We start from the raw sequence: 14,099 nt of genomic DNA, 5'->3' as shown, positions 1-14,099 counted from the left end.
TGACTTTGTACCAGCTATCTGCGGTTCGCCCGTACCAGCAGATAGACGAGGAAGGGGCCGCCGATCGCCGCGGTGACCACGCCGACCGGGAGACTGACGGGCAGTGCCGTGCGGGCGACCAGGTCCGAACCGGTCAGCAGCAGCGCGCCGACCAGCGCGGAGGCCACCATGGGCGGCGTCGGGCAGCGCGCCAGACGCATCGCCACCTGCGGGGCCACCAGCGCCACGAACGGGACCGGGCCCGCCGCGCTCACCGCCACGCCGGCCAGCAGCACCGCGCACAGGAGGAGGACCGCTCGCACGGCCGAGTAACGGACGCCCAGGCCGGCGGCGACGTCGTCACCGAGGTGCATCGGCTTGAACTGGAAGGCGGCGCCCGCCACGACGACCAGGAGGACGAGCGTGCCCCAGACGGCCACTTGGACCTCGTCCCACGACCGGTCGTCCAGCGAGCCGACCAACCAGGCCTGGGCCTGGGCCACGTCCCTGATGTCGGCCGTGACCAGCAGCCAGGTCGTGAGGGCCTCCATCACGGCACTCACCGAGATGCCGATGAGGATGAGCCGGAGCCCGTCGATGCCGCGCCGCCAGGCGAGGAAGTACACCAGCAGGCCCGTGCCGAGACCGCCCATGAGGGCCGCCGCCGACAGGCCCACGGAGCTGACGATCGCCGCCGCCGTCCCGCCCGACACCGTCACCAGGAACACCGCGACCGCGCTGGCGCCGTTCGTGATCCCCAGGACGTCCGGACTGGCCAGCGGATTGCGGGCGATGGACTGCGTGAGCGCCCCGGACACCCCCAGCGCGATGCCGACGACGACCCCGGCCAGGGCGCGCGGCATCCGGAGATCCATGATCACGAACTCGTCGACCTGCTCGCCCCGGCCGAGGAGCGTGGCGATCACCTGGGGCAGCCGGATGGGGAAGTCCCCGACGCCGATGGACAGGCAGAACACCAGGAACGTCGCCGCCGCGAGCAGCAGCGAGACACACACGATCCACGGCCGCCACACGAACGACACCTGGCCGAGCCGCACGCCCGGCGTCACCGACGGCTTCACGTCTGTCCTGTTCATGCGCGGGTTCACGCCTGTCCTGTTCATGCGCTCTTGAACTTTCCGCGCCACACCAGAGCCGCGAAGAACGGGGCGCCCAGCAGGGCGACGACGACGCCCGCGTCCAGCTCGCTCGGCCGCACCACCAGGCGGCCCACGATGTCGCAGACCAGGAGCACGATGGCGCCGAGCAGTCCCGCGTACGGCACCAGCCAGCGGTAGTCGGGGCCGGTCAGGTACCTGGCCACGTGGGCCACCATGAGCCCGAGGAACGCGATGGGCCCGCACGCGGCCGTCGCGGCGCCCGCCAGCAGGGTGATGGCGGTGATGCCGATGGTCCGGCTCAGCGCGATGTTCACCCCGAGGCCGCGCGCCACGTCGTCACCGAGGTTGAGCAGGTTGAGGGCCGGCAGCATGATCAGGGCCAGTACCAGTCCGGCCGCGATGAACGCGGTCACCGGCCAGATGACACCGAATCCCACCCCGGCCACGGAGCCCGCGTTCCAGAACCGCAGCGCGTTCAGCGACTTCTGGTCCGACAGCGCGATCGCCGTGGTCATCGCCGCGAGGAACACCGTGACGCCCTGCCCGGCCAGGGCGAGCGTCAGCGGGTTCCCGGCACCGCGGCCGATGCTCGCGACGCCGAACACCACGACACCGGCGACCGCCGCCCCCAGGAAGGCGAACCAGATGTACTGGAACGGGTCGGAGAGCCCGAACACGGCGATCACCGTCACCACGGCGAACGAGGCGCCGGAGTTCACGCCCAGCAGGCCGGTGTCGGCGATCGGGTTGCGCGTGTACCCCTGGATCAGTGCACCGCCGACCCCCAGGGCGACGCCCGCCACGATCGCGAGCACCGTCCGGGGCACCCGCACGGTCTCCACGATGAGCCGGATCTCGGTGAGCCGCTGGTCGGACTCCGGTGCCGCGAACAGCCCGTGCCACACCTCGCCGGGGCTCAGCGCGCGCGCCCCGACGGCCAACGACACGGCCCCCGCTGCGACGAGGACCAGCACCAGCGCGCCAAGCCCCACAACTCGGCGCCGACGGGCCTGAGTTGTGACCTTGGACGCGGGACGCTCCACTGCGATCGTGCCCATGTCGACGTACGTTATCCCTTTGATCAGTGCCGCCGCGCCTGCCGGGTGGGCCCACCTGGCGAGGCGCGGCGATGTGCCGGCGAAACCGGTGGGTGGACTAGCGGGCCGGGCTGCCGGTTCCGTCGGCGACCGTCCGCGCTTCGTCCGAGGCGGACTTGCGGCCCCGGTCGAGGAGCGAGTCGAGGATCTCGCCGACCCTGATGGCGGTGTTGGACAGCAGGGACGAGGTGATGCCGTGCGTGTGCTCGGTGCCGCCCTGGAGGTAGATGCCGCAGTGCAGCTCCGGCTCCGTCGCGATGCGGTAGTCGCGCTCGACGCGGACGCGGCCCTCGTCGTCCCGGAGGCAGCGGTCGGCCACCTCGCCGAGCAGACCGACGGGGTCGGCGGGGCTGTAGCCGGTGGCGAACACCACGACATCGGCGTCCAGGAGGGTCTGCTCGCCGGTGACGAGGGACGTGACGGCGGCCGTGACCTTGTCCGGCGTCTCCGTGACACCGGTGAGCCGGGAGACGTTGAGGAAGCGCAGCCGCTCGGTGCCGAGGACCTTCTCCTGGTACATCTGCCGGTACAGGTCGTCGATCAGGTCGATGTCCACCACGGAGTAGTTGGTGTTGCCGTGGTAGTCCATCAGCCGGCGTTTGACGTCCTTCGGCGCCGCGAAGAACTCGTCGACGGCCTCGGGGTCGAAGATCCGGTTGGCGAAGGCACTGTCGTCGGCGGGGCTGTAGCCGTAGCGGGAGAAGACGGCGCAGACCTCGGCCCCGGGGAAGCGGCGGTGCAGGTAGGCGACGTTCTCGGCTGCGCTCTGCCCGGCGCCCACGACGACGAACCGGGAGGGTGAGGTGCCCTCCAACGCGTCGACGCGGCCCAGCAGTTCGGAGTTGTGCCAGACGCGGTCGCTGCGCTCCACGCCCTCCGGCATGAGGGGGCGCAGGCCTGTGCCGAGGACGAGGTTGCGGGCCCGGTGGACCTCGAGGCCCTCCCCCGAACGGACCGTCACGTCCAGGTACTCCACGACGCCGTCGCGCACGACGGGCATGACGCCGACGACCTCGTGGCCGTAGGAGACCATGTCGTCGACCTGGCCGGCGGCCCACTCGAAGTAGTCGTGGAACTCCACCCGCAGCGGGAAGAGGTTCTTGTGGTTGATGAAGTCGATCAGCCGTCCCTTGCTCTTGAGGTAGCACAGGAAGCTGTACTCGCTGGCGGGGTTCCGGAGCGTCACCAGGTCCTTGAGGAAGGACACCTGCATGGTCGCGTCGTCGATGAGCATGCCTCGGTGCCAGCCGAAGCGCGGCTGCTGCTCGAAGAAGTGAGCGGAGACCGCCTCCTCCCCGCCGGCGCCTGCGTTGTGCTCGCTGAGCGCGATCGCCATGGCCACGTTGGACGGCCCGAAGCCGATGCCTATGAGGTCGTGGATCAAAGGGGCGTCGCCAGGACGAGCCTGTGCCATGTCACTCCCATCGTGCGGTGCGGCGGCCCTTCTGGGCAGGCAGCCGTCGGTCGAGCATCGGGAAGTACGGAAGTCGGGCACGCCGAAGAGGCACCACCCAAAACTTAGGTAAGGCTAAGCTCATCCCGTGAAGGTGTCTATAGACAAAACGGACACCCCGGAGCGGGCGGGTCGTCAACACATGCGCGGACTGGCCCCGTTGACCACTTAGGTAAGCCTTGCTTTACTGGCCACGGCCATTCCCTGCTTCGAGGAGGAACCCCATGCGGGTCGTCATGTTCGGTTACCAGACCTGGGGGCACCGCACCCTGCAAGCCCTCCTGGACTCCGAGCACGACGTGGTCCTGGTCGTGACGCACCCCAAGAGCGAGCACGCGTACGAGAAGATCTGGAGCGACTCGGTCGCCGACCTCGCCGAGGAGAACGGCGTACCGGTCGTGATCCGCAACCGCCCTGACGACGACGAGCTGTTCGAGCGCCTCAAGGAGGCCGACCCGGACATCATCGTGGCCAACAACTGGCGTACGTGGATCCCGCCGCGCATCTTCGACCTGCCGCGCCACGGCACGCTGAACGTGCACGACTCGCTGCTGCCGAAGTACGCCGGCTTCTCCCCGCTGATCTGGGCGCTGATCAACGGCGAGCCTGAAGTGGGCGTCACCGCGCACATGATGAACGACGAACTGGACGCCGGCGACATCGTGCGGCAGGAGGCGGTGGCGGTCGGGCCGGCGGACACGGCGACCGACCTGTTCCACAAGACCGTCGACCTCATCGCCCCGGTCACCATCGGCGCGCTCGACCTCATCGCCTCCGGGCAGACGGAGTTCACCCAGCAGGACCGCTCCCAGGCCAGCTTCTTCCACAAGCGGTCCATCGAGGACAGCCGCATCGACTGGACCTGGCCCGCCGAGGACCTGGAGCGCCTGGTCCGCGCCCAGTCCGAGCCGTACCCCAGCGCGTTCACCTTCCACAAGGGCAAGCGACTCGAGGTCCTGGCCGCCGTCGTCTCGGAGGGGCGGTACGGCGGCACACCCGGCCGCATCTTCTACCGCGAGGGCGAGGGCGTGGTGATCGTGGCCGGAGCCGACGCCCGCACCGGCCGCAACCACGGCCTGGCCATCACGCGCGTGCGGACCGAGGACGGCCGGGAGTTGCCCGCGACCGAGTACTTCACCGCCATGGGCGGCTACCTGACCAACCAGCCCTGACGCTGCTGTGAAACTTCTGTGCAACGCGTGGGGCTTTAAGTTTCAAGATTCCCTTCACCGGCGGCGGCTGCGACAGTAAGGCCCATGGGGGCAGTACATGACGTCAAGTCGAACCACCGGGACGACAGTTGGCCTACCACGACACGTACCACCGGACTGCCGGCACGCTCCTGAGCCCCGTCCTCGGCTGGGTCCTGGCGCTCACCGGGGCCGTGGTGCTCCCCCTGACCGCCGCGACGGCCGCCGGCCCGGGATCCGGGCAGTGGCGTGACCAGAGTCCGGGCCTGTACACCGTGAGGATCGCGGAGGACGCGACGGAGAAGCCGGGCGCCTCGACGGTCTCCGTCCCGGCCCCCGCGCCTTCCCCCGTGCCGGCGCCCAGCCCTCCGCAGGGCGACGGCCCGCCGTAGGGCGACGGCCCGCCGTGGTCGGGGATCACGCCCGCCAGGAGTACCGCCGTTCGGGCCGGCCGGCGACGCCGTAGCGCAGGGACACCTCCGCGCTGCCGGTGCCGTGGAAGTACTCCAGGTAGCGGCGGGCGCTCACGCGGGACACGCCGGTCAGCGCGGCGCACTCGGAGGCGGACAGGGTGCCGTCCGCCTCGCGCAGGGCGCGCTCGACGAGTTCGGCGGTCTCCACGCTCATGCCCTTGGGCAGCGCGGGGGCCGATGCGGGAACGCCCGTCCCGGCCAGGACCCGGTCGATGTCGGCCTGGCCTCGTACCACCGTCGTGAGCAGCCGGCCCCGCTGGGCGGCGTAGCGCTCCAGGCGGGGGCGCAGGTCCTCGAAGTCGAAGGGTTTCAGGAGGTAGTCCACGACACCCTGACGGACGGCGCCACGGACCGCGTCGGCCTCCTGCGCGGCGCTGATGACCATGACGTCGCAGGCGTGGCCGGCGGTGCGCAGGCGGGGGATGACGTCCAGGCCGAAGAGGTCGGGGAGGTACAGGTCGAGCAGGACGAGGTCGGGGCGCAGTTCGTCCACGGCCTCGACCGCCTGTCCGCCGGTGTGGGCCACGCCGACGACACGGAACGGCTCGACGCGTTCGACGAACGCGCGGTGGACCCGGGCCACCATGAAGTCGTCGTCGACCACGAGGACGTCGATCGTGCCCGCCTTGTCGCGCGTTCCGGTCTTGTCGTCCGTTCCCGTCATGCCGCGCGTTCCGGTCATGGGGCCGCTCCTTCCGCCACCGCTTCGGTGAGGTGGCTGACGGTCATGCGTGCGGTGAACACGGCCCCTTCAGGGGTGTTGGCCACCGAGATCTCTCCCCCGTGCCGTTCACAGACCAGCTTGGTCAGGGCCAGTCCGATACCGCGCTCGCCCTCCCGCGCGGCCTTGGTGGTGAAGCCGTGGGAGAACACCTCGCGGGCCAGTTCCGGAGCCACGCCCGGCCCCGAGTCGCGGACCACGATCTCCACGCTGGAGGCGTCCTGCCGCAGCGCCACCTCGACCCACCGCTCCCCGTGGTGCGCCGCGGCGTCGACGGCGTTGTCCACGAGGTTGCCCACCACGGTCGCCACGTCGGCGGCGTCCGCCGGGGCCAGCCGCTCCAGCGCGGTGTCGTCCGAGATGCGCAGGCTGACCTTCCGTTCGGCCGCGAGGGACGCCTTCGCCATCAGCAGTGCGGCCACCGCCGTGTCCCGCACGCGGCGGCTGAGGGTGATGTCCAGGGACTGCCGGTGCTGGTTCAACGCGCGGATGTAGCGCACGACTTCGTCCTGCTCGCCGATCTGGATCAGCCCGGAGATGGTGTGCAGCTGGTTGGCGAACTCGTGCGCCTGCGCCCGCAGCAGCTCCGAGGAGCTGCGGAAGGAACCGATCTCCCGCTCCAGCCGGGCCAGTTCCGTACGGTCGCGCAGGGTGGTGACCGAGCCGAGGAGCCGGCCGTCCTTGGCGACGGTCATCCGGTTCATCACCAGGACCCGGCCGTGACGGACGACGACCTCGTCCCGCTTGCCGGCGGTGGTTCCGGCCAGCACGTCGCGCAGCCGTCCGTCGATGCCCAGGCCGTCCAGGCTCTGGCCGACGCAGTCCTCGGGAAGGTCGAGCAGGCGGCGGCCCATGTCGTTGACGAGGGTGAGCCGGTGCTGCGGGTCCAGGGCTATCACGCCCTCGGCGATGCCGTACAGCATCGCCTCCCGGTGCTCGGCGAGCCCCGCGATCTCCCCCGGCTCCAGCCCGAGGGTCTGCCGCTTCACGCGCCGCGCGAGCAGCCAGGAGCCGGCCACGCCGAGCCCGCTGGCGATGCCCAGGTAGGCCAGCAGATATGAGGAGGCGCCGTTGAGCCGCTGCCACACCGTCGGATCGGCCTCGCCGATCATCACCGTGCCGAGGATCCGGCCGAGGTTCTCCTCCGTCGCCCCGAGGACGGGGACCCGGGCGGCCAGCTCGCGGTTGCCGTCCAGCGTCAGCGGCCCCGACCAGCCCCGCGCCTGGTCGGTGGCATGCCCCGGGGGCAGCCGCTCGCCGATCACCGTGGGGTTGGTGGAGCTGACGATCCGGCCGGAGGCGTCGGCCACCGTCACCGAGGTCACTCCGGACTGCGCCTGCGTGGCGAGCACCAGCGGGGCGAGGGTCTCGCCGGGCGCGGGACGCACGAGCTGGCTGCGCACCAGGGGGTTGGCGGCCAACTGTTCGGCCAGCGCGCTCACCCGGCGTCCCTCGACGCGGTTGAAGGTGGCCTGCGACTGGGCGAGCGAGACCGCGGCGACCGCCAGCAGCACCACCACGACGATGGCGAGCTGGAGCACCAGCATCTCGCCCGCGAGCGAATGGCGACGAAAGGTGGCGACCACAATGAACTCAATCTTCAATGCCGACACAGGTGGGGCGGCTCGTGTGCCGAGTCGCACAATCATGACGCCGGCCAGGGAAAACCGGAAGTGAGGTGTCATGAGACGTCCCGCACGCGCCTTACTCGGTGCCTTCTCGGCCCTGGCCCTGCTGGCGGCCGGGGCGTGCGGTGGGTGGCCGGGCGGCGGACCCGCGCGGGACCTGCGGCTCATGGTGCCCAACACCCCGGGCGGCGGCTACGACACCACGGCCCGTACCGCGGCCCGGGTCATGGAGGAGACCGGGATCGCCTCGGACGTGCAGGTGTTCAATCTGCCCGGCGCCGGCGGCACGGTGAGCCTGAAGCGCCTCGCCGACGAGCGGGGCAACGGTGATCTCGCCCTCCAGATGGGCCTCGGAGTCGTGGGCGCGGCTCATGCGGCGGGGTCGAAGGTGACCGTCACCGAGACCACCCCGATCGCACGCCTCATCGAAGAGGCCGGCGCGATCGTCGTCCGGAAGGACTCGCCGTACCGGACGATCGGCGCGCTGGTGGACGCCTGGCGCGAGGACCCCGGGAGCATCGGCGTGGGCGGCGGGTCCTCGGCCGGCGGCCCCGACCATCTGCTGCCGATGCGGCTGGCGCAGACGGTCGGCATCGACCCGAGGAAGGTCGCGTACGTGCCGTACGACGGTGGGGGCGGTGAGCTGCTGCCCGCGCTGCTGGACGGCAGGGTCGACGTGGCCACCAGCGGGTTCGGCGAGTTCCTCGACCAGATCCGCGCCGGCCGGCTGCGGGTCCTGGCCGTCACCGGCGAGCGGCCGGTCGGTGTGCTGCCGGGTGTCCCGACCCTGAAGTCCTCGGGGATCGACCTGGTCTTCGCCAACTGGCGGGGCATCGTGGCCCCGCCCGGCATCAGCGACGCCGACCGGCGGCGCTGGGTCGAGGCCCTGACCGAGCTGCACGACTCCCGCCAGTGGCGGGCCGAGCTCCGGCGGCACGGCTGGAGGGACGTGTTCGCCACCGGCCGTGCCTTCGAGTCGTACCTGGCCCGGCAGGACCGGCAGGTCGCCGGTCTCGTCCGCGAGCTCGGGCCGCAGTGACGTCAGGAGGTGTTCGCGCTGGGGCCGATGCCCTGCAACTCCCGGACGGTGCCGCCCAGTTTCGCGCGGAGGGGTTCGAGCATCTCCGGCTTGGCGCTGACCACCCAGCGCATGCCGACGAGGTACTTGCCGCCGTAGACGCTGGCCGACTCCAGCCAGGTCTCCTTGAGCTTCTCCTCGGGGAAGGTGGTGATGAGGTAGTCGCCCTTCTTCGTGTGGCACACGCCCTCGCGCAGCTCGTCAGCCTCGGTGCGGATCTTCACCTTGCAGCCGGTCAGGCCGGCGATCACCTCCACCTTCGCCGGCGCGACGACTCCGGCGGCGGGAGCGGCGGACCCGCTCGGCGTCGCCGTCCTGCCGCCGGCGGCCGGCTCGGCGTCGTCACCACCGCCGCAGGCGGTGACCAGGGGGAGCACGACCAGCGCGGCGGCCGGCGCGGCGGTGCGCAGCCGGTGGGCGCGGGACAGGGGCCGGCGGTTGGATCGTGCGTGCGGTTGCTGCTGGAACACGTCGTTTCTCCGGATGCGAACCGTCCTGCCCTCGCGGGCAGCGGGAGTACTCGTCAGGGGTACGGATGCGCACCCGGAGCCGTTCACCCAGGCCGGGGCGTCGGCGCTCTACGCGGCCGCCCCTTCCACGACCGGGCTCTCCGTCCCGCCGAACTGGGTCCGGTACAGCTCCGCGTACCGCTCCCCCGCCGCCAGGAGTTCCTCGTGCGTGCCGCGTTCCACGATCCGGCCGGCCTCGACGACCAGGATCTGGTCGGCCGTCCGGATCGTGGAGAGCCGGTGGGCGATCACGACCGCCGTCCTGCCTTCGAGGGCTTCGGCGAGTGCCTCCTGGACCGCGGCCTCGGAGGTGTTGTCGAGGTGGGCGGTGGCCTCGTCGAGGATGACGACACGCTGGCGGGCCAGCAGCAGCCGGGCGATGGTCATGCGCTGGCGTTCCCCGCCGGACAGGCGGTAGCCGCGTTCGCCGACCACCGTGTCGAGGCCGTCGGGCAGCGACCGTACGAGGTCGTCGAGGCGGGCGCGGCGCAGGGCGTCCCACAGGTCGCTCTCCGTGGCATCGGGGCGGGCCAGGAGGAGGTTGGCGCGGACGGTGTCGTGGAAGAGGTGCCCGTCCTGGGTGACCATGCCGAGGGTCTCCCGCAGGGAGCGCGCGCTCAGGTCGCGGACGTCGACGCCGCCGACGCGTACGGCGCCCTCGTCGGCGTCGTACAGGCGCGGCAGCAGTTGCGCGACGGTCGACTTGCCCGCGCCGGACGAGCCGACGAGCGCCACGGTCTGCCCCGGTTCGGCGCGGAAGGAGATGCCGTGCAGGACCTCGTCACCGCCCCGCTTGTCGAGCGTGGCGACCTCCTCCAGGGAGGCGAGGGAGACCTTGTCGGCGGACGGGTAGCCGAAGCGGACGTGGTCGAACTCGACCGCGACGGGCCCCTCTGGTACCCGGCGCGCATCCGGCTTCTCCTCGATGAGCGGCTTCAGGTCGAGCACCTCGAAGACCCGCTCGAAGCTGACCAGGGCGCTCATCACCTCGACCCGCGCCCCGGCGAGCGCGGTCAGCGGCGCGTAGAGCCGGGTCAGGAGCAGCGCCAGCGACACGACCGCGCCGGGCTCCAGGGTGCCGCGCAGGGCGAGGGTGCCGCCGAGGCCGTAGACCAGGGCCAGGGCGAGGGCGGAGACCAGGGTGAGGGCGGTGATGAACGCGGCCTGGGCGGTCGCCGTCCGGACGCCGATGTCCGCGACCCGGCGGGCGCGTTCGGCGAACTCCGCCGACTCCTCCTCGGGGCGCCCGAAGAGCTTGACCAGGGTGGCGCCGGGTGCGGAGAAGCGCTCGGTCATGCGGGTGCCCATGGCCGCGTTGAGCGTCGCGGCCTCCCTCTGCATACGGGCCATACGGCTGCCCATGCGCCGGGCCGGGATCACGAACACCGGCAGCAGCACCAGTGCGAGCAGGGTGATCTGCCACGACAGCGTGAGCATCACGGCGAGTGTGAGCAGCAGCGTGACGAGGTTGCTGACCACTCCGGACAGGGTGTTGCTGAACGCGCGCTGGGCGCCGATGACGTCGTTGTTGAGTCGGGAGACGAGGGCGCCCGTACGAGTGCGTGTGAAGAACGCCACCGGCATGCGCTGCACATGGTCGAAGACGGCGGTCCGCAGATCGAGGATGAGGTGCTCGCCGAGCGTCGCCGACAGCCTCCGGCCGAGGATGCCGAGCGCCGCCTCCGCCACCGCGATCAGCGCGATGAGCAGGGACAGGCGTACGACGGTGCTCTCGGTGCCGTCCGAGACGATCGCGTCGACGACACTCCCGGCCAGGACGGGGGTCGCCACGGCGAGCAGGGCGGTCCCCACGCCCAGGAGGACGAAGAGGGCGATGCGGCGCCGGTGCGGGCGGGCGAACGCGCCGATGCGGCGCAGGGTGGCGAGGGCGAACGGACGGCGCTCCTCCTGGGCGTTCATGACGGTGTGCAGTTGTGTCCACGCTGTGGTCTCCATACTCATGGGAGAGAACGTAGAACCTCAAGCAATCTTGAGGTCAAGGCGCTCGCACATCGCCCCGACATCCCGCACAATCGGCCCGAACCCCCTCTCCCCGTCCCCTCGCACAATCGGCCCGAACCCCTTCTCCCCGTCCCCCCGCAAAGGCCCCGATGACGCTCTCCTCCCAGCCGCTCCCCGCGCGTAAGACGCCGTCCGCCCGTCCGCAACCCGCCGTTGGCGGGGCGTGGGAAGCCTCTGCGGACGTGACAGCGGTACAACTCCCCGAAGTCCGCCCGGGACGACTCCCCCGTCGCGTCCCGGTCCGCCGCCTGCGTCAGATCCTGTGTCTGCTTCCGCTCCTGCTGGTCACCGTGGTCGCGGTGCGGCACCGGTCGGTGCTCGCCGAGGGCTTCGCGCATCTGGGCAACGCCGAATGGCCGTGGCTGCTGGCCGCGGTGGGCGCGACCTGTCTGACCTGGGTCGCCGCCGCCTGCACCCGGCAGGGCGCGGTCGTCGAGCGGCTGCCCCGACGGCGGCTGCTCGCCACGCAGTTCGCGGCGGGCGCGGCCAACCACCTGCTGCCGACCGGGCTGGGCGCGAGCGCGGTCAACCTGCGGTTCATGACGGTGTGCGGGCTGCCGCTCGCCCGCTCCTCGGCGGCTCTCGCGCTGTACCTGCTGGCGGAGAGCGTCGGCCGGGTGGCCCTGCTGGGTGTCCTGTTCGTCGCGCTCCCGGACGCGCTGCGGCTCGGCACGCTGGTTCCCCAGACGGCGTTCGGCCCGCTGCTGGCCGGTGCCGGTGTGGTGTTCGTCATCGCCGTCGCCGTGCCGGCCCTGGTCCCCCGGGTGCGCTCGGCCGTGCTGTCCTTCCTGCGGACGGCTCTCGGCGAGGCCCGCTCGGTGCACACCCGCCCGGCCCGGGCCCTTGCCCTGTGGGGCGGGTCCTTCGCGTTCCCCGCGTTGCAGGCGACCGTACTGGTGCTGGTGGGCCGGGCGATGGGGCTGGACGTGCCGCCCGCGCACATGGCGGTGGCCTACCTGGCGGCGACGGTCGCCGTCGCGCTGGTGCCCACCCCGGGCGGGATCGGCTCGGTGGAGGCGGCGCTGGTCATGGCGCTGGTCGCGGCGGGCGGCCCGGCCGCCGTGGCCACGGCCGTGGTGCTGGCCTTCCGGGTCATCACGGTCTGGCTGCCACTGCTGCCGGGCGCGCTGACGCTGGCGGCGCTGGTACGCCTGAAGGTGATCTGACCGGCCGACAGGCCCCGAGTGCCCGGGCGGAACTCCCCGGTCCGGCCGGTTCCACGGTACGAAACCCCGTGCGGAATGCGGCAGGATGAACGATCGCGCCGACCCCGGGTCAGGGTGGTCGGGCGCGACCGACATCCCGCAGGACGAACAGGTGACGACGTGACGAAACTTCACATCCGGCAGCCGGCAACGGCCTTCGCCGCAGTTCTTCTTCCCGGAGGTGACAGGTGAACCGGGCGCTCACCGCGGACGATCTGGTCTTCGCCGGCATCGCCCTGGCGTCGGGCCTGCTGGCGGCCTTCGCACTGCGCATGCTGCTGCGCTGGCTGGGCCGGCACGCCGACCGCACCCGCTGGAGCGGGGACGACGTCATCGTGCACGCGCTGCGGGCCGTGCTGCCGTGGGCCGCGGTGGTGGGCGGCGCGGCGGGCGCGGCGGCGGTACTGCCGCTGACGAAGACGGTGCAGCACCACACCAACCAGGTGCTGACGGTGCTGCTCATCTCCGTGGCGACGGTGTCGGCGGCGCGGGTGGTGACCGGCCTGGTGCGCACGGTCACCCAGTCCCGTTCCGGCGTCGCCGGCTCGGCCACGATCTTCGTCAACATCACCCGGATCCTGGTCCTGGCGATCGGCTTCCTGGTGGTGCTCCAGACGCTGGGGATCTCCATAGCCCCGATGCTCACCGCCCTGGGCGTCGGCGGTCTGGCGGTCGCGCTGGCGCTTCAGGACACCCTCGCCAACCTCTTCGCGGGCATCCACATCCTCGCCTCCAAGACCGTCCAGCCCGGTGACTACATCCAGCTCAGCAGCGGTGAGGAGGGCTACGTCGAGGACATCAACTGGCGGCAGACGACGATCCGCAACCTGTCCAACAACCTCGTCGTGCTCCCCAACGGCCAGCTCGCGCAGGCGAACATGACCAACTTCATGCGCCCCGAGCAGCAGCTGACCATCCTGGTCCAGGTCGGGGTGGCCTACGACAGCGACCTGGAGCACGTGGAGCGGGTGACCAACGAGGTCATCGCCGAGACGATGACCGAGGTCGAGGGCGCGGTGCCGGACCACGAGCCGATCATCCGGTTCCACACCTTCGGCGACTCGCGCATCGGCTTCACGGTCATCCTGGGCGTCGGCGAGTTCAGCGACCAGTACCGGATCAAGCACGAGTTCATCAAGCGCCTGCACAAGCGCTACCGCACGGAGGGCATCCGCATCCCCGCCCCGGCCCGGACGGTGGCCCTCCAGCAGGGCGGGGTGGTCATCCCGCAGCAGCGCACGGGCGAGATCGAGCCGAACGAGATTTCCTCGGTCCGGGTCGACTGAGGCCTCGCGGGGGCCGCTGCGGTGCTCTTGAGCGGGTGGTCGGCCAACATGACCTGTACCACCCCGGGGCCATGAGCGAGCGGGACGGGTACGGGGTACGCGATCCGCTCGCCGATCGGGCGCCGGTCGCTCCGGAGCCGGCCCCCACTGCGTGCGGCGGCCCGCCCGCCGGTATCCGACCTGGGCGTTCGCGGGAAGCTGACGAGCGGGCGAGGCGGCCGGCCGGTGCCGCCGACGCCGGACGAAGCCGGTGTCGCCGGGAGCTACGGCTCTCGCCGGAGCCGTCGCCGCCCCGACCAGGGCAGTCGCGGGGCCGCCACCCGCGGCACTGTCTCCC

Annotated in this window: 12 protein-coding genes; 5 read left to right on the top strand and 7 right to left on the bottom strand. The window is 71.6% G+C overall.

The features are described 5' to 3' along the window. Window positions 1–14: 14 nt before the first annotated feature. The 3 genes from CP976_RS37635 to CP976_RS37625 form a co-directional block, all read right to left on the bottom strand. Entirely contained in the window at window positions 15–1,076 is a 1,062-nt protein-coding gene (locus tag CP976_RS37635) for a FecCD family ABC transporter permease (protein ID WP_167537498.1), read from the bottom strand. 23 nt (window positions 1,077–1,099) lie between these two features. After that, window positions 1,100–2,158, bottom strand: a complete 1,059-nt coding sequence (locus CP976_RS37630; protein WP_150484349.1) for a FecCD family ABC transporter permease — start codon at window positions 2,156–2,158, stop codon at window positions 1,100–1,102. A 97-nt stretch (window positions 2,159–2,255) separates the two neighbouring features. Continuing rightward, on the bottom strand, window positions 2,256–3,611 hold the full coding sequence (locus CP976_RS37625) for a lysine N(6)-hydroxylase/L-ornithine N(5)-oxygenase family protein (RefSeq protein ID WP_150484348.1): 1,356 nt from the start codon (window positions 3,609–3,611) through the stop codon (window positions 2,256–2,258). A gap of 263 nt (window positions 3,612–3,874) precedes the next feature. Here CP976_RS37625 and CP976_RS37620 point away from each other — a divergent pair, with 263 nt between their 5' ends. After that, entirely contained in the window at window positions 3,875–4,822 is a 948-nt protein-coding gene (locus tag CP976_RS37620) for a methionyl-tRNA formyltransferase (RefSeq protein ID WP_150484347.1), read from the top strand. Window positions 4,823–4,950: 128 nt separating this feature from the next. After that, the gene (locus CP976_RS37615; RefSeq protein ID WP_150484346.1) at window positions 4,951–5,232 is read left to right on the top strand and encodes a hypothetical protein; all 282 of its coding nucleotides are present in this window, start codon (window positions 4,951–4,953) and stop codon (window positions 5,230–5,232) included. 25 nt (window positions 5,233–5,257) lie between these two features. Here the strand turns inward: CP976_RS37615 and CP976_RS37610 are convergent, their stop codons facing one another. Both CP976_RS37610 and CP976_RS37605 read right to left on the bottom strand, forming a co-directional pair. After that, window positions 5,258–5,977 carry a response regulator gene (locus CP976_RS37610; RefSeq protein ID WP_167537595.1) on the bottom strand — a complete coding sequence of 240 codons (720 nt, stop codon included), beginning with the start codon at window positions 5,975–5,977 and terminating at the stop codon, window positions 5,258–5,260. 14 nt (window positions 5,978–5,991) lie between these two features. Next, window positions 5,992–7,620 (bottom strand): sensor histidine kinase, encoded by a 1,629-nt coding sequence (locus CP976_RS37605; RefSeq protein ID WP_150484344.1) that lies wholly within the window; start codon window positions 7,618–7,620, stop codon window positions 5,992–5,994. 97 nt (window positions 7,621–7,717) lie between these two features. On the opposite strand from CP976_RS37605, the gene CP976_RS37600 reads away from it, so the two are divergent. After that, window positions 7,718–8,701 (top strand): Bug family tripartite tricarboxylate transporter substrate binding protein, encoded by a 984-nt coding sequence (locus CP976_RS37600; protein ID WP_150484343.1) that lies wholly within the window; start codon window positions 7,718–7,720, stop codon window positions 8,699–8,701. Window positions 8,702–8,703: 2 nt separating this feature from the next. Here the strand turns inward: CP976_RS37600 and CP976_RS37595 are convergent, their stop codons facing one another. Both CP976_RS37595 and CP976_RS37590 read right to left on the bottom strand, forming a co-directional pair. Continuing rightward, window positions 8,704–9,210: a hypothetical protein gene (locus CP976_RS37595; protein WP_150484342.1), complete on the bottom strand. Its 507-nt coding sequence runs from the start codon at window positions 9,208–9,210 to the stop codon at window positions 8,704–8,706. Between the two features lie 108 nt (window positions 9,211–9,318). Then, a complete protein-coding gene (locus tag CP976_RS37590; RefSeq protein WP_150485676.1) occupies window positions 9,319–11,205 on the bottom strand; it encodes an ABC transporter ATP-binding protein in 1,887 nt (628 codons plus the stop codon). Between the two features lie 248 nt (window positions 11,206–11,453). On the opposite strand from CP976_RS37590, the gene CP976_RS37585 reads away from it, so the two are divergent. Next, window positions 11,454–12,437: a lysylphosphatidylglycerol synthase transmembrane domain-containing protein gene (locus tag CP976_RS37585; RefSeq protein WP_167537497.1), complete on the top strand. Its 984-nt coding sequence runs from the start codon at window positions 11,454–11,456 to the stop codon at window positions 12,435–12,437. 227 nt (window positions 12,438–12,664) lie between these two features. Then, entirely contained in the window at window positions 12,665–13,762 is a 1,098-nt protein-coding gene (locus CP976_RS37580; protein ID WP_150484341.1) for a mechanosensitive ion channel family protein, read from the top strand. Window positions 13,763–14,099 lie beyond the last annotated feature (337 nt).

Origin of the sequence: Streptomyces coeruleorubidus (assembly GCF_008705135.1) — a bacterium.
Taxonomy (GTDB): domain Bacteria; phylum Actinomycetota; class Actinomycetes; order Streptomycetales; family Streptomycetaceae; genus Streptomyces; species Streptomyces coeruleofuscus.
The sequence above is the reverse complement of the archived record's forward strand: the minus strand, read 5'-3'. Positions and strand labels throughout refer to the sequence as shown.

Coding starts and splice junctions, on each gene's coding strand:
- CP976_RS37620 (WP_150484347.1), top strand. CDS start 3,875: ATGCGGGTCGTCATGTTCGGTTACCAGACCTGGGGGCACCGCACCCTG.
- CP976_RS37600 (WP_150484343.1), top strand. CDS start 7,718: ATGAGACGTCCCGCACGCGCCTTACTCGGTGCCTTCTCGGCCCTGGCC.
- CP976_RS37630 (WP_150484349.1), bottom strand. CDS start 2,158: ATGGGCACGATCGCAGTGGAGCGTCCCGCGTCCAAGGTCACAACTCAG.
- CP976_RS37610 (WP_167537595.1), bottom strand. CDS start 5,977: ATGACGGGAACGGACGACAAGACCGGAACGCGCGACAAGGCGGGCACG.
- CP976_RS37635 (WP_167537498.1), bottom strand. CDS start 1,076: ATGAACAGGACAGACGTGAAGCCGTCGGTGACGCCGGGCGTGCGGCTC.
- CP976_RS37590 (WP_150485676.1), bottom strand. CDS start 11,205: ATGGAGACCACAGCGTGGACACAACTGCACACCGTCATGAACGCCCAG.
- CP976_RS37625 (WP_150484348.1), bottom strand. CDS start 3,611: ATGGCACAGGCTCGTCCTGGCGACGCCCCTTTGATCCACGACCTCATA.